The following is a 19,841-nucleotide window of genomic DNA, read 5'->3' as shown; positions in this document are numbered from 1 at the left end:
CCCAGTTGGGCGTGAAATGAATGGGATAACACATCCTAGAGCTGACCTTGCTGATTGAACGGATAGCGACCTTGCCCATCAGGCTGCGGTAGCCAGCTCAACTGCTCCTTTAAACTCTCAGGAAATTCCGCTTCTGGTTTAAACCACGCTTGTGCTTGATAGCGATTATCCGGCTGTAAACTGAGGTTAAATTCACTGCTCACCTGCGCGGTTTTTTGGCCACCTTTCAGGGTCACAACGCTCTCTTGGCAGGTAAAATCCGACACGACAGTACCAAGCTGCAGCGCACCAAGCGGCGATTCTAGCTGCGCGGCTGACCAAGCTAAGCTGCCTTCGGCTTGCTGGCAGTAAGGCTCACCAAAGCGGTACTGTTTGACAGCCATCTCCAACTGCCCTTGCGCCATCAGTGGTACGGGTAACGGTAGCCAAGTAATGGCTTGCGCAGCCGGTAAGGAGAGTAAAAAATCATCGGCATAGGGACCACTCAAACCGATCCCCACAACACCTTTCCCTCTTAGTTGTGTGCTGCTGCCGCGGCCAAAGCGGATATCCGCCTCCAACTGCCCCAACAGTAACGCCGAGAGGTGGAGATCCCAGTTGAGATCGCCTAGGCTCATGCCTTGCCAACGAACTTGCGCGGCTTGACCTTGCCACAGAGTACCCTCTATGCCAGTGAGCTCTAAACCTTCAGGCAGCGGTAGCGGGCTAAACGCCACTTGGGCAGGCAAATGCACGACCACGCTGGTCATTAACACTGTGGAAAATAACAGACCATAGCCAACAGCACGCTTCATATCAGCCTCCACGCTTCAGTTGCAGACGTTTGACTTCCACAACGCCGTTCACTTTACCACGGTCAATATCAATCGCATCCACGCTCACCCCTTGGCGCTCTTGCAAATACGCAATCCATGAGACCAATTGCGAAAACGGGAGCGGTTGGATCCAGACCTGCATCATTTCGCCGCGCGGCTGCACGCGGATCAGCTCAATATTGAACTGACGCGTCGAGTTAGTGATCACCTGATTGAGTGGTTGATCGCTTGGCGCATCACTGCCCCCTTGCGCACGGAGCGTTACGATGTCGTTGGCGTTTTCACTCACCCAACTCAGTAGCTGTTTTTCGGTTTGTAATCGTGCTTGAGCTTGGGCGGTACGCTCACTCAAAGGCTGCCATATGCCCCAATAAGCGATAGCGAGTACCGTCAGCACGCCCATGCCCATTACCATCTTTTGCTCACGAGGGGTGACACTTCGCCACCTAGCCTGCACAGGAGCCAATAATTCTTTCATCATTTCTCCTTACTTGGGCTTCACCACAAACACGCCAAACACTTGCTCGCCATTTTTATTGAGCTGCCCCTGTTCAACAGCAAAATACTGCTCAAGCTGAGTGCGAGCTTGTTCAAAACTTTGGAAATCACGACTGGTCGCTTCTAGGCGAATCTCACTGCGGTTACTGTCAAATTTGATGCTTTGCAGTTGTAGATTGACCCCTTTCAAAGCCTCAGGCAACGGGCTTAGCCACTTCAAAACGCTGCCCACACTGGCACCGCCAGATAAACGCGCCATCTCATCACTCATCTGTCTTTTCAAATAAGTCACGGTCGGGATTTTCTGTTTATCAGGGAAGATGCTGCGGAAAATCCGCTCACTTTCCGCGCGGTAAGCGTCCGCTTGTGCTTCGTATTGATGCGCCTGAAACAGCGAATAACTGATGGATACCGCCACAAATAGCCCAGCAGCGATCGCCACTTTGCGCCATATTTGCCAATACCGCAGCCAAGAAGATTTGAGTTTAAAACTCCCCGTCAGCAAGTTGAACTTGCTGGTTAACGCCTCCTGAGTCAGCAGTTGCATCACTAAACCACTCGGCTCATAACGCCACGCTTGGGTTTCGGCTAAGCTCAGCTCAGGAAGCGGCGTGAGCGCTTGTAAAGGCAAATACTCACCCTCATTCTGCACCCAATCGGAAACGGCCAGTAAGCTTAGCCACTGCGCGTCCACTGCTATCCCTTGCGTAGTGCTTTTACGCACTAACCACTCATCACCCAATTGCAGGGCGGCTAAACCGTGCTCTGGGCGAGGAATTGCCAGCACATCAGGCAATACGCGCTTCACGTCAAAACCGCACGCTTTGAGATGATCTAGGCAAGCACGCAGCCAAAGACGATCGACACCGACCACATCCGCGGTTTCTCGTCCTTTACTCAGCACACAAAAGTGCACATCTTCCACATCTTGGGCGATTTCATCTTCTAACAAATACGGCAGCATATTTTCAAGCTGACGAGAAGCGCCGGGCGGGATCTCCACTGACGTTAAAATCAAATCACTCGCCGCCAGTAATACCACTACGCTGCGCTGATCGGCATAAGACTCAATTTCATGCAAGGCTTCCCAACCAGCCACTTGGCCGCTGGCAATCACTTCTTGCTGATCGGCAGACCAAACCAGCCAAGGGATATCGGCCTCTTTTTGACTACTCAGTCGAACGGTCAGAAACTCGCTCACTGATCCCTCCAAAGCGGCGGCGTATCACCGTCGCAGTTTTCTTATCGTTACTGTAAAACAGGCTGCGGATCCGCACGCGAGACGTATCGACCAGCACCTGTGCATCTAATTCAAAATAATGGCTATCTACACTGAGGTATTTCTTCGCTTCCTCACGCACCGCGTTATCCACTCCGGTGAGTGCCGATTGGGCCAGAAAATCATCCACACTTGCCCAGCCATCAAAAGGTCGCCCTTCGAGCAAGGTTTTCGCGCTTTCCGGACTCAATGTTGGGCTAAACATGGCCGCCAGCAGTGTCGCTTGCTCAGCGGGTAAGGTGTTCACATTCAAGCGCCATTGATCGGTTGGCAACGCACACACATAAGGTAAGGCTTTATTCATCGTTTCTCCCCCCACCTGTTGTACCGCGCGCCACTCGCTCGCATCGGCTAACCAAGTATCCGCCGCCATATAGGCTGGGGTCATCGATTCATAGTAACTGTCTTCCACCCCATAAGCGGTGCGTACAGAGTCATCTTTATCAATAAACTCTAACGTCGAATCGGCAATCACTTCCGCTTGATAACTCTCCACTTCTAGCCCTTCAAGCAGCGCTTTCAGCACCGTCAGCAAATACGGTTTTTTCACGCTGTCTGGCGTGAGCTTTACCCCCGCGAGTGCATTGAGATTAAAGCAAGCTTGCATATCGCGGATTTTGCCGCGCACCTGTCCGTAATCGAGCGGATAGGTTTGCTCTTTCAAAGCCCAAGGCTGACTCAAATTGATGGTTTCACTGTCTTGGTAGCTCTGCTCAATGCCTTTTTTCGCTAGCGCTTCGACGCCAAGACTGTACCAATAAGCCTGTTGATAGTTGAGCTGATGCGTGGCACGCTGAAACTGACTAAACAGACGTTCGGCCATGGTCGCAGCAATCGAGACCATCACCGCCAGCAGGAGCAGAATCACAATTAACGCCACGCCGCGCTGTTTAGCCCGCATTTTCAACACTCTCTTGCGTCATATTGAGTGAGCCGCCCCCTGTAAGGTATATCCGCTCAATCTCACCGTAATCTTTTAGGCGCAAGGTCACTTTCACGGCTTCAGGCAAGGCGTTAGTGGGCACCCACTCCTTACTCCATTCACCTTGCAAATAAAACTGTACTGTCCAATCTTCCACCCCAGCTAACAGCGGAGAGATCAGCCCTTGCTGCCCCGCTGGAGTATCTGGATAGCGCCACCAGACCCGCTCTAAGCGGTTTTCAAACAGGCGGTAACCGACTTTCGCCACTTCACCGCGTGGAAATTGTTGCTGTGGGTTATGCCAACCCAAGCGTACAAACAACAAACCGTGCTGATCCGAATCGAGCAGCGATTCTTTCCATTGTAGGATTTGCTCGCTCGGCGCTTCGCCATCGGTACGAAATTGGCGCAGAGCCATCTGCCGAAAATCGGCATCCATGATCACCATGGCGCGTTGCAATTCGGCCAAACGCGCGGTGCGCTCGGCGGAAATTTCATTGCTGCGTTGGACTTGATTGAGCACCTGATACGCGCCCACACTCAAGCTCGCGAAAATCGCAATCGCCACCAACACTTCAATCAAAGTAAAGCCCGCCATATTCTGGCGAGAGGATACTTGGTTAGTTCGCCACATAGCTGCGCACCGTCACGACTGGGGTCGCACCTTTTTCTGTGGCGACACTGACATCAAAGGCTTTGAGCAGATTGTCGGCAGTTTTGACTGGACTCAGCTTCCAGTACCAAGTCCGTCCGGCCATCTGCTCACTGCCCTCACGCGCCGCTAAAGATTGCGGATTGAGCATCACTTGCGCCATTTGGTTATCCACGACCATGGCCGCAAACATCTTCTCTTCAAGATAATTGACCGTATTGATGTGTTGACTGACCGAGCGGATCACACTGATCGCCGCGGTAGCAAAAATTGCCAGCGCGACCAGCACTTCAAGCAAGGTAAAACCGCGTTTACTCTTCATCACTTTCTCCCGGAGCCAGTAGACGCAGAGTGCCATTTTCTTGTGCGGTCACTCGCCACTGCTCATCGGGCTCCTGCCCTTTAGGGAAAATGCTCAGCGTAAATGGGGTCACTTCGCCACTCGATAGCACAAACAGTTGCGGAGCCGGTTCCTGTTTTTGCTCTTTTTTCTCATCGGCAAACATCTCTTCATCAAACAGAGAGCCGGGATTAAACAGACGATCGTCTTTTTGCCAAGCGCCACCACCGAGTTCAAAGTCGAGCTGTAACCCTTCTTTAAGAGTGGTTTGGTTGGTCATCTTGTCGTTTTGCCACTTTTGCCAGCCTTTGTCGGCGGTGAGTTGCAAAAAAGTGAGACGGCGCGTATCGACATCGATCCGCACGCCAAAATCTTGCCCGCTGAGAATCGCTTCCTCATTGAGCAGCAACAGACGCTGATAAAAACTCTGCGCACTGATTTTGGCTTCATCTTTGACGGAAACCGGAAAGGTGGCGATGACCGCCACCGCACTGACCGAAACCAGCACCAGCACCAGCAAAATTTCCAACAAAGTAAAACCGCGTGTCGCTGTCATAAGGTTTCGTCTGTTACCGCTAATTAGCCAAACTTATTGAAAATCTTGGATATTCCAGTTGCCGATATCGGCACCGGTACCTTCGCCACCTTCTTGACCGTCCGCACCTAAGGTGAACACGTCAATCGTGCCTTTATCGCCTGGGCTCAAGTATTGGTAGTCGTTACCCCAAGGATCTTTAGGTAGACGCTTGATGTAACCACCGTCACGGTAGTTGCGTGGTTCGGGGTTAGTTGGCTTACTCACTAACGCTTCCAAACCTTGATCGGTCGTCGGGTAAACACTGTTGTCGAGCTTGTACATATCCAACGCATTTTCCAGCGCAACGATATCGGTCACCGCTTTCTGTTGATCCGCCTTCTCTTTGTTACCTAAGAGGTTGGGGACAACAAAGCTGGCCAGAATGCCCAAAATCACCACAACCACCATTACTTCGAGCAGGGTAAAGCCCGTTTGTTTACGCATTTTTTTCATAGTTACTCCACACTATGTCGTTTTCGCCGCGCGTGACGACTTAACGACTCATTAAGTTATTCATTTCCAAAATCGGCATTAGGGTCGCCATCACAATAAACAGCACCATCCCCGCCATCAAGGCAATCAAGGCCGGGGTAAAAATGCCAAGCGCGATGTTGACCGTTGATTCAAAACTGTTGTCTTGGTTATCCGCAGCGCGCGTCAACATGCCTTCCAATTCTCCACTCTGCTCACCACTGGCAATCATGTGCAGCATCATGGGAGGAAAGAGCTTGGTCTGCTCTAGCGCTTTGCGCAGGCTAGAGCCTTCGCGTACGTTTTCGGCCGCAGCCAACACTTGCTGTTTCACAAACTGATTGGTCATCACATCCACCGCAACGCGCATACCATCCAGAATCGGGATTGCACTTGAGGTACAGATCGACAGCGTACGCGCAAAGCGCGCAGTATTCAGACCGCGCGCAATCTTGCCAATCACAGGCAAGGAAATCACACGGCGATCCCAACGCAAACGAATATCTGGCTTGGTCAGCAACCAGCGCACCAGATAAATCAGCATCAAGAGACCGACCAACAGCGAAATCCCCCAATGTTGCAGGAAATCGCTGGCATCAAGCAGAAACTGAGTCGATGCCGGCAAGGCTTGCCCCATTTGCACAAACTGACCCACGATTTTCGGTACTACCGCTGCCAACAAAAACGCCACGATACCGACCGCAAACACCACCAGCACCACAGGGTAAATCATGGCCTGTTGCAGTTTAGAGCGCATTTTCTGGCGGTTTTCGGCGTAATCCGCTAAACGTTCGAGAACGGAATCGAGGTGGCCAGACTTTTCGCCCGCCGCAACCATAGAGCGAAACAGCTCATCAAACACGTGCGGATAATCGCCAAGACTATCAGAGAGGGTGTAACCTTCGGTCACTTTAGCGCGCACCGCCACCAACATGGTGCGAATCCGCGGTTTTTCCGACTGCTCGGCAACCGCGCGTAAACACTCTTCCAGTGGCATGCCAGATTGCACCAAGGTCGATAACTGGCGAGTGATCAGTGCCAGATCCGGCGTACTGATCCCGCGCTTAAACGCAAAACCTTGACTGCGACTGCGCGCGGCTTTGACTTGAGTCTCCACCACTTCCATTGGCACTAGGCCTTGTTCTTTCAAGCGCTGACGCACCTGACGTGCATTATCGCCCTCAATCACGCCTTTTTTATGGCGTCCCTTGGCATCCAGCGCTTTGTATTCAAACGCCGCCATTAGGACTCCTTAGTCACCCGCAGCACTTCTTCTAGCGAAGTAATGCCTTGGCGCACCTTATCTAAACCATCATCACGAATGCTCGGCGTGGTCGCGCGAATGTGTTTCTCCATCGCCAGTTCGCCCGCCTCGCTATGGATCAGCTCCTGCAACGCGTCATCCACCAGCAGCAGCTCGTGGATACCGGTTCGGCCACGGTAACCTTTGTGGTTACATTTGGGGCAGCCCGTGGCGCGATAAAGGATCAGCGGTTCTTTTTTCTTGCTATCAAACAGTTTGCGCTGCTCTTTGTCTGCCTCGTAAGGCTCTTTGCAATCTGGGCATAAGGTGCGCACCAAGCGCTGTGCCAGAACACCGAGCAGCGAAGAGGAGATCAAAAAAGGCTCGATGCCCATATCGCGCAGGCGAGTCACCGCCCCAACGGCCGTGTTGGTGTGCAGAGTCGACATCACTAAGTGACCGGTCAGCGAGGCTTGCACTGCAATTTGCGCCGTTTCCAAATCACGAATTTCCCCCACCATCACCACATCGGGGTCTTGACGCAAAATAGCGCGTAGCCCCCGCGCGAAGGTCATGTCTACCCTTGGGTTGACCTGGGTCTGACCGATACCATCAATATCAAATTCGATCGGATCTTCTACGGTTAAAATGTTGCGCTCGCTGCTGTTGAGCTCTTGCAAACCGGCGTACAAGGTGGTCGATTTACCCGAGCCGGTTGGGCCAGTCACCAGAATGATCCCATGCGGCCGCTTAATCAAACGGCGGAAGTTATCATGGTTATGCGCCGTCATACCCAAACTGTGCAGATCAAGGCGCGTCGCGTTTTTATCCAGCAAACGCATTACCACTCGCTCACCATGTGATGAAGGCATGGTTGAAACCCGCACATCGACCGCGCGGCCACCGATACGCAGCGAAATACGGCCATCTTGCGGCACACGTTTTTCGGCAATGTCGAGCTTGGCCATCACCTTGACCCGTGAAACGAGCAGCGATGAGAGTTTGCGGCTGGGTGCCAGTACTTCGCGCAGCACGCCATCGACTCGAAAACGGATCGACAGCGTTTTTTCAAAAGTTTCAATATGAATATCTGACGCGCCTTCTTTGATCGCTTCGCCCAACATGGCGTTGATCAGTTTGATGATAGGCGCATCATCTTCACTTTCTAGCAAATCTTCGTTTTGAGGCAGCTCTTCCGCCAGTGAGAAGAAGTCATCACTGTCGGCACCAATGTCTTCCATCAATTGACGCGCTTCTGAAGAATCACGCTGATAGACTTGGGTTAGCTTGCTTTCAAACTCCGCTTGAGAGAGCTCAATCAGTTGGAAAGCGTGCTTGACCACCCGCTTGGTTTCGACGAGCGCCTCCATCGACAACGGCGCTAAGTAATAAATGCTGGCTTGGGAGAAATCCTCATTCCAATCCAGCACCAACTTAAAGCGATTGGCGAAGCTAAAGGGCAGACGGCGAATCGACTGTCGCTCAGCTGGAGAGATCACCATTTCGGTCATTGCTTGGCTTCCATCTGCTCAATAAAGGCTTGAATTTCAGGTGAATGGCGGCGGTCATCGCCAAATTTCGGCAACACAGGCACGCTAGCATCATCCAGCAGACGTAAGCCTTTTTCGGCGCGGAACAGTTGCTCGGCGCGGATGTAGTTGTATTTACGTTGGGTGATGCCATCGGCCGTCACACCATCACGAATAATGGTCGGCTTGATAAACACCATCAAGTTTTTCTTTTCCACTTGCGAGCTGGTTGAGCGGAACAGTTGACCCAGCAGAGGAATATCCCCAAGGAGCGGGACTTTCGACTCGCTCTCAAGAGCACGCTCATCAATCAAACCGCCGAGCACCAACATCTGCCCATCTTGCACCATCACAGATGTGTTGAGCTGACGCTTAGCAAAACGCACGTCTACTGCACCATTGGCGCCCAACACGTTTGAGACTTCTTGCTCAATCTTGAGCTGGACTGAGTTACCTTCGTTGATCTGCGGCACCACTTTGAGTTTGATACCGACTTCTTTACGATCCACAGTTTGGAATGGGTTGTCGTTATTGGAGCCAGCAGAAGAACCCGTGATAACCGGCACTTCTTCACCCACGATAAAGGAGGCTTCACCATTATCCATCACCGTAATGCTGGGTGATGACAGGATATTCGAGCTGGAATCATTAGAAACCGCGTTGATTAAGGCCGTCCAGTCGCCCATCGCGATACTGACCGCAGCACCTTGCAAACCCGACAGTGCTGATGCCAACTTCGAGTAATCGCCTTTGGTCGTCGTCTCTTCGTAGTATTTAATCTCACCCGTTTCACTGTTACGGATCGGTTTTTTCGTCGTGGTGTCTTTGGCTTCTTCAAGGCCGATCATCACATTGCCAATCGACGCGCCAGTGTTGCCATATTGGATGACTGAACCACTATCCAGCGAGCCCCATTGCACTCCAAGGTTAATACCATCCCCTTCGGCCATTTCGACAATCAGCGCTTCAATCAACACTTGCGCGCGGCGAATATCTAATTGGCCAATCACGTCCAACATCGCATTCATAATGTCTTGCGGCGCAGTAAGTACTAACGAGTTGGTATCGACGTGCGCGGCAATCATCACTTCATTACGTTTTGAAGTGGTCGGCTGTCCGGTGCCTTTTTCCGATTGCAGGTTCTCAGACACCCCTTTCAGTACTTCGACCAGATCTTCGGCTTTGGCGTATTTCAAATACACCACGCGGTTATTACCTTTGGCCGCCATCTCGACATCCAACTGCTTGATCAGACGCTTGAGGCGCTCGCGCACTTTCGGATCGCCAGAAATCAAAATCGAGTTGGTACGCTCATCTGCTACAAACTTGGGCTTTAAGAATTCAGGTGTGTTTTGCGCGTCTGTCGTTTTGTTGAGCGCTTCGACAATCCGCACCATTTCAGCTGCCGATGCATTATTAAGCTCAACCACTTCAATCTCTTTGTCACCGGCTTGGTCAACGCGACGAATAATTTCCGCTAAACGGTTCACTACCGCAGCTCGCCCCGTGATCAAAATGATGTTCGCTGGATCGTAGTGCACTACGTTCCCCGCCCCTGCGTTATCAATCAGTTGGCGCAGCAAAGGGGACAACTCACGTACGGAAACGTTTTTTACCGCGACCACTTGGGTAATGACTTCATCGCCATTGGCGCGCTCTTCACCACTCAACACCGGAATGGCAGAGGTCTTTGCATCTTTCGATTTGATAACTTTCAGTACGCCATTATCCATTTCAACGACGGCGAAACCGTACACTTCGAGCACACTGAGGAAGAAACTGTAATATTGCTCTTCGTTTAAGGTATCAAAACTGCGCACATCGACTTTGCCGCGTACCGAAGGGTCGACAATGATGGTTTTCTCAAGATTGCGTCCCACAATATTGATAAATTCTTGAATGTCGGTGCCTTTAAAGCTGGCGCTAAACTCGTTTGCCATCGCTAGAGGGGTAGACAGCAAACTGCCCGCCAACAGCCATGAACTTTTTTTCAGCCAATATTTCACTGGGAACTCCCTTGCCTCACTAAGGCGTCGTTACTCGCCTTAGCGTTAAAATTGAATATATACATCATGTTGTTGACCATCACGCTCAACGGTCAGACTCATTTCAGTCATCTCATTCATCGACTGAAATAACGTGTTCATTACATTAGGATCGGTCAGATCTAGGCCATTCAGTGCCACTGCCATATCGCCATCTTGTAAACCTATTGATTCAAACAGTGCCGGATCTTTACCGGGACTGACGCGATAGCCGAGTACTTTGTCATCGCGTTTTACCTGAGATAGGCGCACATATTGAAAAATTTCCTGCGGATTTCGTGCGATTGCTTCACGAATTGCATCCACTTTATCCTCAAACTGCGGCACAGCATTAGGTTGATTGGGTCGCGGACGCGGCGGGTTGGATACCGAAGCCGTCGCAGGCGCGGTGTAGTCTAACCCTTCAAGCATCAAAGTTTCATCACGCCCGGAGTTGCTGATGATAACCCGATCCGGCATCACCGCTTTTAGCTTGGCCTGAGTCCCTTCAATCACTTCATTAATGCCATACGTGGCTTGCACGCCACGATTGGCGATAACAGCCAAACTTTTTTGCACATCATTACTCGCCACCACACCAGACAGCACAAGGCTCAAGCGCGTTTTCGGAGCATCCACCACCACAGGTTGCTCCACAACCGGAGCTTCTTTCGGCTCAGTAAACACGCCAAACAGCTCACCTTTTTGCAATACACTGATATCGAGTGGCTGACGTTCGGCCTTAAGCCCTGATAATGTGGGGCTCCAAGTTGGCACTGGTGTTTGTTCAGCCGAGACGACCCACACCATCTTGCCCAGCGTCCACGCCGAAGCAACTAATAACAGTAGTGTTAATCCTTCGCTGATCGGTTTTTGCCACCGCAGTACATTCTGGCTCAATAAACGCGGCCACGTTGCCAACGGAGGAAGTTGTTTAAATTCCATAAATTTCCACGTTAATTCCTTTCTGTACTTTTTACGCTTCATATTGCGCAAATCTGTCTGTACAGATGTTTTTCAAGACTTTATGCAGGCATCGCAATATAACACAAGCATAATGGAGCGAAGTGTCTCAAACGTTAAATTGTCGACTTGCTTGAAAAACCGCCCTGCAAACACCATTGTTAAGCATGAATAATAGTCAAACGCAATAAGCTTAGAGAGGCAATGTGGCAATGAGTTCCAGCGCAGAAGAGGTAAGACTGGATAAATGGCTGTGGGCAGCAAGATTTTACAAAACACGCTCGCTCGCGCGGAATATGGTCGAAGGGGGCAAAGTCCACTATAATGGCCAGCGCGCCAAACCCAGTAAATCGGTTGAACTTGGAGCACAGATCACATTGCGTCAAGGCCATGATGAGAAAACGATCATTATCGAAAAGATCTCTGATCAACGCCGTGGAGCATCTGAAGCACAACAGCTCTACCGCGAAACAGCCGAAAGCATCACCAAGCGTGAACGCAATGCCATGATGCGCCAACTCAACCCGAGTCCTGATCGACGTCCTGACAAGAAACAGCGCCGAGATCTACTCAAATTCATCCATCAGTAAATAGCCGGATTATTCCTTATGACGACACAATCAATGGCGAACAACATGCTACATCGCTATCTATTTAAAGACCTTTCTGTACGTGGTGAGTTGGTTCAGCTGGACGACACTTACCAACAGATGATTTCCAGTCAGGAATACCCTGCTGCCGTACAACACCTCATCGGTGAACTACTGGTCGCCACCTCACTGCTCACAGCGACGCTGAAGTTTGAAGGCTCAATCACCCTGCAACTGCAAGGTAATGGACCTGTCTCTCTTGTGGTTATCAACGGCGATAACAACCAACAAGTGCGTGGCGTGGCTCGCTGGAAAGGCGATATTGCGGAGAATGCGAATCTACATGACCTGCTTGGCAAAGGTCATCTAGTCATCACTATTGAACCTAAGCAAGGCGAGCGCTATCAAGGTGTGGTCGGTTTGGAAGGCGACACCTTAGCACAAGTGCTGGAAGGTTACTTTGAACGTTCGGAGCAGCTTAAGACCCGTTTGTGGATCCGCGTTGGCGAACACGATGGTAAAGCTTGTGCCGCGGGCATGCTGCTGCAAATCGTACCCGATGGTAAAGGTTCAGCTGAAGATTTCGAGCATTTAGAACAATTAACTAACACCATCAAGGATGAAGAGCTTTTTGCGCTGCCAGCAGAAGAGTTGCTGTATCGTCTTTACAACCAAGAGACGGTGCAACTCTTTACACCACAGCCAATCAGTTTCCGTTGTGGCTGTTCACGTGAGCGCAGCGCTGCCGCCATTGTGACCGTCGCACGTGAAGAGATTAACGACATTCTTGCTCAAGAAGGCGCCGTTGCTCTGCATTGTGATTATTGCGGTACGACCTACTCGTTTGACTCAGCGCAAGTTGCTGAATTGTATGCACCCTCATCGGTGAATGGTTCAACCTTGCATTAATTCGCTACGTTTAACAAGCACGTAAAAACCGCCAAAAAGCCAGCTTTCCGCTGGCTTTTTTATGCTAAAAAATCAATAAAATCAAAGAACCCCACGACAGTACGCCGTACTTAATTTCTGTAAAGTATTAATCTTGCGCTACTGGCGCAAAGGTTTGCGCACGCGATAAAATATCGATGCCAATATATGTGACGAGTTACCTAAAACCACAGAAACTTGGTGGGCAATATTTGAGCTGCCTCCCTGTTTTATCTCTGGTCCGTTGCTAGCATGGTCTATAGATAACAATTACATAAATTCTTACAAAATCCCTACAAAATCCTACAAGGAGCACCTATGACCGTTATGGAACATACTAAGGCTGCACAAATCGACCTAGCCCAATATGGGATCACCGGCGTAACGGAACTGGTTCGTAACCCGAGCTATGAAATGTTATTTGCCGAAGAAACCCGTTCAGATCTCGAAGGTTATGAACGTGGTGTGGTGACTGAATTGGGTGCTGTTGCGGTTGATACTGGCATCTTCACTGGCCGCTCACCAAAAGATAAGTTTATCGTTAAAGATGATACCACTCGCGATACGCTGTGGTGGACGTCAGACAAAGCGAAAAACGACAACAAACCGATCAATCAAGAAGTGTGGAATGACCTGAAAGCCTTGGTGACCAAGCAGCTTTCTGGTAAACGCGTATTCGTGCTCGATGGCTACTGTGGTGCCAACGCCGATACTCGCTTAAGTGTTCGCTTCATCACCGAAGTAGCATGGCAAGCACACTTTGTGAAAAACATGTTCATTCGTCCAAGCGAAGAAGAGCTGGCGCACTTTAAACCAGACTTTGTCGTAATGAACGGCGCAAAATGTACCAATGCGAAGTGGAAAGAGCACGGCCTGAACTCAGAAAACTTCACTGTGTTTAACCTGACCGAGCGCATGCAGCTCATCGGCGGTACTTGGTACGGCGGCGAGATGAAAAAAGGCATGTTCGCGATGATGAACTACTTCCTGCCGCTACAAGGCATTGCTTCTATGCACTGCTCTGCCAACATGGGTAACGCGGGCGATGTCGCCATCTTCTTCGGTCTTTCTGGTACGGGTAAAACCACCCTATCCACCGATCCAAAACGTGCGTTAATTGGTGACGATGAGCACGGCTGGGATGATGATGGCGTGTTCAACTTTGAAGGCGGCTGCTACGCGAAAACCATCAAGCTGTCTAAAGAAGCAGAGCCGGATATCTATAACGCGATCCGCCGTGACGCTCTACTGGAAAACGTCACGGTTCGTAGTGATGGTTCGATTGATTTTGATGATGGTTCAAAAACTGAGAACACACGCGTTTCTTACCCTATTTATCACATCGACAACATCGTAAAACCAGTTTCCAAAGGCGGTCATGCGACTAAGGTTATCTTCCTGTCTGCCGATGCGTTTGGCGTATTGCCTCCCGTATCCAAGCTCACGCCTGAGCAAACTAAGTACCATTTCTTGTCTGGCTTTACGGCCAAACTGGCGGGGACTGAACGTGGCATTACTGAACCTACCCCAACCTTCTCCGCCTGTTTTGGCGCAGCGTTCCTCACTCTGCACCCAACTCAGTATGCAGAAGTGCTAGTAAAACGTATGGAAGCAGCGGGCGCCGAAGCCTATCTGGTTAACACAGGTTGGAACGGCAGCGGTAAGCGTATCTCAATTAAAGATACGCGTGCCATCATAGATGCGATTTTGGATGGTTCGATCGAAAAAGCGGAAACCAAACAGATCCCAATCTTTAATCTGCAAGTGCCCACCGCACTGCACGATGTGGACCCTATGATTCTCGACCCACGTGATACTTATGTTGATCCACTGCAGTGGGAAAGCAAAGCCAAAGACTTGGCAACGCGCTTCATCAACAACTTCGACAAGTACACAGATAACGCCGAAGGTAAAACACTGGTCGCCGCAGGTCCAAAGCTCGACTAAAGGCAAATTGACCGAAAAGTGATAACTGAGTAGCAAGCCCCTCTTTCGAGGGGCTTTTTTTGTTGCTGTCTCTCATGCTTTACTCCAAGCTGAAGATAAGAATACGGTACAATTTAGCAACTCAGGCCGCCAGCCACTCTGTATCCTCTGTGCTGGCAATATTTTGATGATGGCAACGCAGGGACTATGAGAAAAATACTGGCGATTGGTGTCGCAGGCATCGCACTACTACTGATTTTGGTCTTGGCAGGGTTTGGCATTATGCATACTCGCTACTTCACCCCCTCCGCACAATGGATTGTGCAGCAGTTGTGGCCGGAGACACTGCGCTTTGCCAAAATCGAATACCTTTATCCGTTTAAACTGCGCTTGAGCGGGGTGCAAATCGCCAGCGAGCCTCCCATTGAATTACAGCAAATGGATTTGTGGCTCAATCCATACGGGATACTAGAACAAAAATTACAGATCGATAGCGTATTGATTGATGGATCCAACCTCGCTCACGGTTTACCCGATTTTACTCTGCCGGAATCTGTCCATCTCAACCAACTGGCACTGCACAATATTGACTGGGCTGATCAAGGGATTATCGCGCGTGGTGTCAGCTTACAGATCAAGCAGCCGGTTTGGGACTCGCCACAGCAACGGTTACCGTACGGAAAAATTCAGCTCGCTGCCGACCAAATCACTATCGATGGTGAAGCATTTAACCAAGTGCTGATTGATGCTAATTACCAAGCCCAAGACAGTACTGTTTATGGATTTTCGTTCAACTGGCACAATGGCCCCATTTCAGGACAAGCCGAACAATACCCGCAAGGCTGGTCGCTGATCAATGTCACTCTCAGTCGTCTTAACCTCAATCTCGATGAGTGGCGTCATCACTCGTTATGGCAAAAAATTGCGCCCAGCATTTATCACATCAACAGTTTAGATCTGCTCAATAGCCAGCTCACTCTCAATGGTGTGGCGTGGGAGAACCTCAATCTCTCTGTGGAAGACTACGATTTGCGACACAGTGTCTGGCAACAGCAGCAAGCTTACCTCTCCTTGAATGCGGATTCAGCGCAGTGGCTTGCTACGCAATGGGTCGAACCGAGTGCTGAACTGACCCTCACCCCACAAGGAATAGAGTTAGATGGACACAGTCAAGTCTGGCAGGGCGATGTGCAGGTCAAAGGCCATATCACGGAAACGAGCCTCAACCTTGCCCAATTAACCATCACTGGAGTGAAATGGATTGCTGAACAGCCGCAAGATCTCTTACCTTTCTCTCAACCGCTCCCCACTTGGCAAAACTTGCAGATTGAGCTTTTGGATATCAATAACCTACAGATGATCCAAACCGTTAATCGGCCATTTTGGCAAGCTTCAGGGCTGAATGCCGATGGCAAAAATCTACAATGGGTGAAAGAGGGTCAATGGGGCTTTTGGCAAGGCCAACTCTCAGTGACCGCCAACAGCGCCAGCTATGCAGGCGTTCTAAGTACACAAGGAGTGCTCAATATGCGCAGTGAGCAAGGCGTATGGCAGCTTACCCGCGCCTTTCTGCCACTTGAGCGAGGCTATGTAGAAGCACATGCAAAATGGGACTTAACCTCGCTCAGCGCCCCGTGGCAGCTCTCTCTTGATGCCGATTCTTTGCCGATAGGTCCGCTACAATCTTGGTTCAAACTGCCGTTTGGTTTGGAAGCGCTGGCCGACATTAGCTTGACCGCGCAAGGCATGGCAGGAGATCGCACCATGCTGGCTCATTCGCTTGATGGCCAACTACAACTGAATCTGCGTCAAGGCTTACTCTCACTGCGCAGTGATAACACGCTGATCATCCAGCCTTTCGAGCTAGACGATCTCGCGGTAAGCGCCGATAGAGGACGCATAACCATCACACCAACGCCGCTTAGAGGGCCAAATTTAAACGCTCAGTTAGGGGGAAGTACCGACCTATTAGAACCAGAGCAAGGCCAATGGCAGTTGACGATCCAACAAGCATGGGCAGATCAGTGTTTGGGGTTAAGCTGGGACTTCCAACAAGCGGAATTAGTCAGTCAAGATTGTCGCAGCGCGCCATAATGCGCTGCGAACTTGCAGTGGAAGCGATGAACACGATGAAGCTATGACGATTTTTGCGCCACCAACGCTTTGTAGTTCGGGATCAGCATATAGGTCCCGATAAACTCAATCGCTTCGACCTCTCCACTGGAGATGATAACCCGCACGACAATACGCGCTTTGCGCCCTGACTCTAAGCGATCTAAATCGCCACTGATCCCATCTAGCGACGTCGATGCCACCGGATTTTGCACCACAGGGTGGCGATAACGAATATGACTATCCACCAGCACAATATCCCCCTGCAGATCGCGCTCGCGCATTAATAGCCACGCCATTCCCCAACCAGTCAAGGTGGCGAGGGTAAAGGCTGAGCCAGCAAATAAGGTGTTATGTGGGTTGAGATTCGGATTAAGCTGCGCGCAGCACTGAAATTGGTAGCCCGTATATTGCTGGATCTTGATCCCCATCTTATCGCTGATCGGAATATGCTTGCCCCAGCGATCTTGCAGTTCCGTACACAATTCCGGCTTACGCAGCACATTGGCCATCGGGTCGAGAGTTTTCACCATTTGTTGATGGCGCACCGGGCCACGTTCATCAGTTAATTCACCCCGACGCTCAAAACCATTTTTAGCATAAAACGGAATCGCATCTTCACGGGCATTACACACTAAACGCTTGGCGCCTTCTTGACGCGCTAAGGACTCCAAAGCGACCAAAATCAAAGACCCCATACCTTTAGAGCGACGATTGGCTTTCACCGCCATATAGCGGATCTGCCCTTCACAATCGGGGGTAATGTAGAGACGACCAATCGCCATCGGATAGCCACGGCTGTCGACTATCATTCGGTGGTGACTCATCGAATCGTATTCATCACGCTCAGAGCCGATCGGCATCCGCCACGGCTCGCGCAACATTTGCCAACGAAAATGGAAGTACTTATTGAGCTGATTATCCGTGGTCGGCGTAATAAGTTTGAACATACTCAATCCCTGAACAGGTGCCTTGCCTTACGCAAGACACGCTTGGTTATTCATTTGGTAACACGAGGCAAATTAAGCCTGTAGCCAAAACGTCACTGGCCCATCATTGATCAGTGACACTTTCATATCTGCCGCAAAACGGCCGCGCTCGGTTGGCAAAATCTGGGCACACAGGTCAGAGAAATAATCATATAACCGCTCAGCCTCTTGTGGGGCAGCGCCGCGCGAAAATCCAGCACGAGTCCCTTTTTTGGTGTCAGCTGGCAGCGTAAATTGCGACACCACTAACACACTGCCACCCACATCTTTCACGCTCAGATTCATCTTACCTTCGCTATCTTCAAACACTCGATAGCTGGTCACTCGCTCAACCAATCGCTTGGCTTTTGCTTCATCATCTTCACGTTCGACACCGAGTAGCACTAAAAGTCCCTTATCAATTGCGCCGACCACTTCACCATCAACCCGTACTGCGGCTTCACTTACTCGTTGGATCAGTGCTATCACTCTGTTTTTCCTCTACTTCATTCTTTGGTAATGGCGCAAAGTGTAGCATGTCTTGTGAGTCACTCCAGTGTTCACGCTCCCCCAAAGCAGCCGTCACCTCAGCGCCCACCAACACAATTAGCCAACATAAATACACCCAAACAAAGAGGATGGGAATTGCAGCAAGAGCGCCGTATATCAACTGATAAGAAGGAAACTGAGTAATGTAGGCCGCAAAGCCTTTTTTGCTCAACTCAAATAAGACAGCAGCAATCAAAGCACCAATCATCGCATGTCGCACATAAACCTTTTTGTTAGGGACGAGCACATACAAACCAACAAATGCACAAAATGAGAGCACAAAAGGCAGCCAACGCAACAGTAGATGGTAAGCCCCAGAAAGTGCCTCATGGTCCAAGATCTTGAGCGACGTGATATACGAGGTCGCAGCAATACTTGCACCAACTAAAATTGGCCCAAGCGTCAAAATCATCCAGTACATGGAAAATGAAAACACCACGCGACGTTTTTGCTGAACCCGCCAGATATAGTTCAAATTTTTATCGATATTGGAAATCAGCATGATGGCGGCAACAAACAAAAATGCGCCGCCTACTGCGGTCATCTTGCCGGTATTTGCAACAAACTCGATTAAGGCGGTTTTGACCACTTCACCGGCTGTTGGCACAAAATGGGTGATCACGAAATTTTGAATCACATCTCCGGCACTGGCAAAAAGAGAGAAAGAAGAGAGGATCGACAGCAAAACAGTCAACATGGGCACCATAGACAGCAAGGTGATATAGGCCAGATAGCCGGCATTCACATTGACTCGGTCATGGTTCATCCTTGCCAATAAATAGCGGGCAAAGTGCAACCCTACTAGGGCCTGCTGCTTAATAAAAGAGTGAGTCAATTTCATAGCTCATCCTTGTCAGTTAATTGGAATTATCCTGCCATGGATAAGGTGGTTAACACAAATGCCACGCGATACTCAACACTTGCCATTGGTACATCAATGCATTCATAGCCTAACTCTGAGTAAGTCTTCACTAACCCATGGTGGATTTGCACTGCCTCTTCGAGTGAGTATGGACGTACTTCATCTTGTTGATAAGTGATTGCGTTGGGTTCACACATCAATACTTGGCGATGATAGCCCGAGCTCGCTGACCAATATTTGGCAGGTACCGCCAACTCTGCGCCCAATAAGTATGCACAAATATCGGGAATCGCCCGATCCAAAAACGCCATCGACTCGCTTTGTGCAAACTGCTTTTGCACCAACATGGCGTCATAGCAGAGCTCAGCAAAGGCGGGCAAATCATACCAAGGTAAAATGCCATCTTTTTTTAAGCTTTCTTGTTCAATCAACTGGCGAGGTATTTCTGGATAGGTGGCATAGCCACGCTCTGCCAGCGCATCTAATAAAGTGGTTTTCCCTGCACCTGGACCACCAGAAATAATCACGATCGACATACGATTCTTTCTCTCCCGCAGTACATTCTCTCGCGGTAAAAATAAAGCCCCTAACTGG

General features: G+C 50.2%; 20 protein-coding genes. 4 read left to right on the top strand and 16 right to left on the bottom strand.

Annotated elements, in window-relative coordinates; translation table 11 throughout:
• Positions 1–35: 35 nt before the first annotated feature.
• The 12 genes from R4537_RS06320 to gspC are packed head-to-tail and all read right to left on the bottom strand — an operon-like array spanning position 36 to position 11,295.
• Positions 36–794 (bottom strand): type II secretion system protein N, encoded by a 759-nt coding sequence (locus R4537_RS06320; protein ID WP_057555112.1) that lies wholly within the window; start codon positions 792–794, stop codon positions 36–38.
• Between the two features lies 1 nt (position 795).
• A complete protein-coding gene (locus tag R4537_RS06315; protein WP_071179343.1) occupies positions 796–1,293 on the bottom strand; it encodes a type II secretion system protein M in 498 nt (165 codons plus the stop codon).
• 9 nt (positions 1,294–1,302) lie between these two features.
• On the bottom strand, positions 1,303–2,514 hold the full coding sequence (gene gspL / locus R4537_RS06310) for a type II secretion system protein GspL (protein ID WP_071179344.1): 1,212 nt from the start codon (positions 2,512–2,514) through the stop codon (positions 1,303–1,305).
• Positions 2,483–3,493 carry a type II secretion system minor pseudopilin GspK gene (gene gspK, locus R4537_RS06305; protein WP_071179345.1) on the bottom strand — a complete coding sequence of 337 codons (1,011 nt, stop codon included), beginning with the start codon at positions 3,491–3,493 and terminating at the stop codon, positions 2,483–2,485. Before gspK ends, gspL begins: the two co-directional genes overlap by 32 nt.
• Positions 3,483–4,148 carry a type II secretion system minor pseudopilin GspJ gene (gspJ, locus tag R4537_RS06300; protein ID WP_071179346.1) on the bottom strand — a complete coding sequence of 222 codons (666 nt, stop codon included), beginning with the start codon at positions 4,146–4,148 and terminating at the stop codon, positions 3,483–3,485. The genes gspK and gspJ overlap by 11 nt, the downstream gene beginning before the upstream one ends.
• Positions 4,135–4,488, bottom strand: a complete 354-nt coding sequence (gspI, locus tag R4537_RS06295; protein WP_000837699.1) for a type II secretion system minor pseudopilin GspI — start codon at positions 4,486–4,488, stop codon at positions 4,135–4,137. The genes gspJ and gspI overlap by 14 nt, the downstream gene beginning before the upstream one ends.
• Complete coding sequence (gene gspH / locus R4537_RS06290; RefSeq protein WP_000127545.1) at positions 4,478–5,062, bottom strand: type II secretion system minor pseudopilin GspH; 585 nt, start codon at positions 5,060–5,062, stop codon at positions 4,478–4,480. Before gspH ends, gspI begins: the two co-directional genes overlap by 11 nt.
• Positions 5,063–5,095: 33 nt before the next feature.
• The gene (gspG, locus tag R4537_RS06285) at positions 5,096–5,536 is read right to left on the bottom strand and encodes a type II secretion system major pseudopilin GspG (RefSeq protein WP_000738784.1); all 441 of its coding nucleotides are present in this window, start codon (positions 5,534–5,536) and stop codon (positions 5,096–5,098) included.
• A gap of 40 nt (positions 5,537–5,576) precedes the next feature.
• On the bottom strand, positions 5,577–6,797 hold the full coding sequence (gspF, locus tag R4537_RS06280; protein WP_000718698.1) for a type II secretion system inner membrane protein GspF: 1,221 nt from the start codon (positions 6,795–6,797) through the stop codon (positions 5,577–5,579).
• Positions 6,797–8,308 (bottom strand): type II secretion system ATPase GspE, encoded by a 1,512-nt coding sequence (gene gspE, locus R4537_RS06275; RefSeq protein ID WP_071179347.1) that lies wholly within the window; start codon positions 8,306–8,308, stop codon positions 6,797–6,799. Before gspE ends, gspF begins: the two co-directional genes overlap by 1 nt.
• Positions 8,305–10,332, bottom strand: coding sequence for a type II secretion system secretin GspD (gspD, locus tag R4537_RS06270; RefSeq protein ID WP_071179348.1), 2,028 nt, complete (start codon positions 10,330–10,332; stop codon positions 8,305–8,307). The genes gspE and gspD overlap by 4 nt, the downstream gene beginning before the upstream one ends.
• A 45-nt stretch (positions 10,333–10,377) precedes the next feature.
• A complete protein-coding gene (gene gspC, locus R4537_RS06265; RefSeq protein ID WP_000394686.1) occupies positions 10,378–11,295 on the bottom strand; it encodes a type II secretion system protein GspC in 918 nt (305 codons plus the stop codon).
• A 230-nt stretch (positions 11,296–11,525) separates the two neighbouring features.
• Here gspC and hslR point away from each other — a divergent pair, with 230 nt between their 5' ends.
• The 4 genes from hslR (at position 11,526) to R4537_RS06245 (ending at position 16,850) form a co-directional block, all read left to right on the top strand.
• Positions 11,526–11,903 carry a ribosome-associated heat shock protein Hsp15 gene (gene hslR, locus R4537_RS06260; protein ID WP_071179349.1) on the top strand — a complete coding sequence of 126 codons (378 nt, stop codon included), beginning with the start codon at positions 11,526–11,528 and terminating at the stop codon, positions 11,901–11,903.
• A 33-nt stretch (positions 11,904–11,936) separates the two neighbouring features.
• Positions 11,937–12,812, top strand: a complete 876-nt coding sequence (gene hslO / locus R4537_RS06255; RefSeq protein WP_071179359.1) for an Hsp33 family molecular chaperone HslO — start codon at positions 11,937–11,939, stop codon at positions 12,810–12,812.
• A gap of 336 nt (positions 12,813–13,148) precedes the next feature.
• Positions 13,149–14,777, top strand: a complete 1,629-nt coding sequence (gene pckA / locus R4537_RS06250; RefSeq protein WP_071179350.1) for a phosphoenolpyruvate carboxykinase (ATP) — start codon at positions 13,149–13,151, stop codon at positions 14,775–14,777.
• 186 nt (positions 14,778–14,963) lie between these two features.
• Positions 14,964–16,850, top strand: coding sequence for an AsmA family protein (locus R4537_RS06245; RefSeq protein ID WP_071179351.1), 1,887 nt, complete (start codon positions 14,964–14,966; stop codon positions 16,848–16,850).
• Positions 16,851–16,891: 41 nt separating this feature from the next.
• Here the strand turns inward: R4537_RS06245 and R4537_RS06240 are convergent, their stop codons facing one another.
• From R4537_RS06240 to R4537_RS06225, 4 genes are all read right to left on the bottom strand, one after another.
• On the bottom strand, positions 16,892–17,818 hold the full coding sequence (locus R4537_RS06240; RefSeq protein ID WP_000475468.1) for a bifunctional GNAT family N-acetyltransferase/hotdog fold thioesterase: 927 nt from the start codon (positions 17,816–17,818) through the stop codon (positions 16,892–16,894).
• 72 nt (positions 17,819–17,890) lie between these two features.
• Complete coding sequence (dtd, locus tag R4537_RS06235) at positions 17,891–18,325, bottom strand: D-aminoacyl-tRNA deacylase (protein ID WP_000560961.1); 435 nt, start codon at positions 18,323–18,325, stop codon at positions 17,891–17,893.
• Positions 18,297–19,226, bottom strand: a complete 930-nt coding sequence (locus R4537_RS06230) for a virulence factor BrkB family protein (protein ID WP_071179352.1) — start codon at positions 19,224–19,226, stop codon at positions 18,297–18,299. The genes dtd and R4537_RS06230 overlap by 29 nt, the downstream gene beginning before the upstream one ends.
• Before the next feature lie 26 nt (positions 19,227–19,252).
• Positions 19,253–19,783, bottom strand: a complete 531-nt coding sequence (locus R4537_RS06225; RefSeq protein ID WP_071179353.1) for an AAA family ATPase — start codon at positions 19,781–19,783, stop codon at positions 19,253–19,255.
• Positions 19,784–19,841: the final 58 nt, after the last annotated feature.

The sequence above is a fragment of the Vibrio paracholerae genome, from assembly GCF_037672085.1.
Lineage (GTDB): Bacteria > Pseudomonadota > Gammaproteobacteria > Enterobacterales > Vibrionaceae > Vibrio > Vibrio cholerae.
Note: the sequence above shows the minus strand (reverse complement) of the source record. Positions and strands in the feature narration are given on the sequence as shown.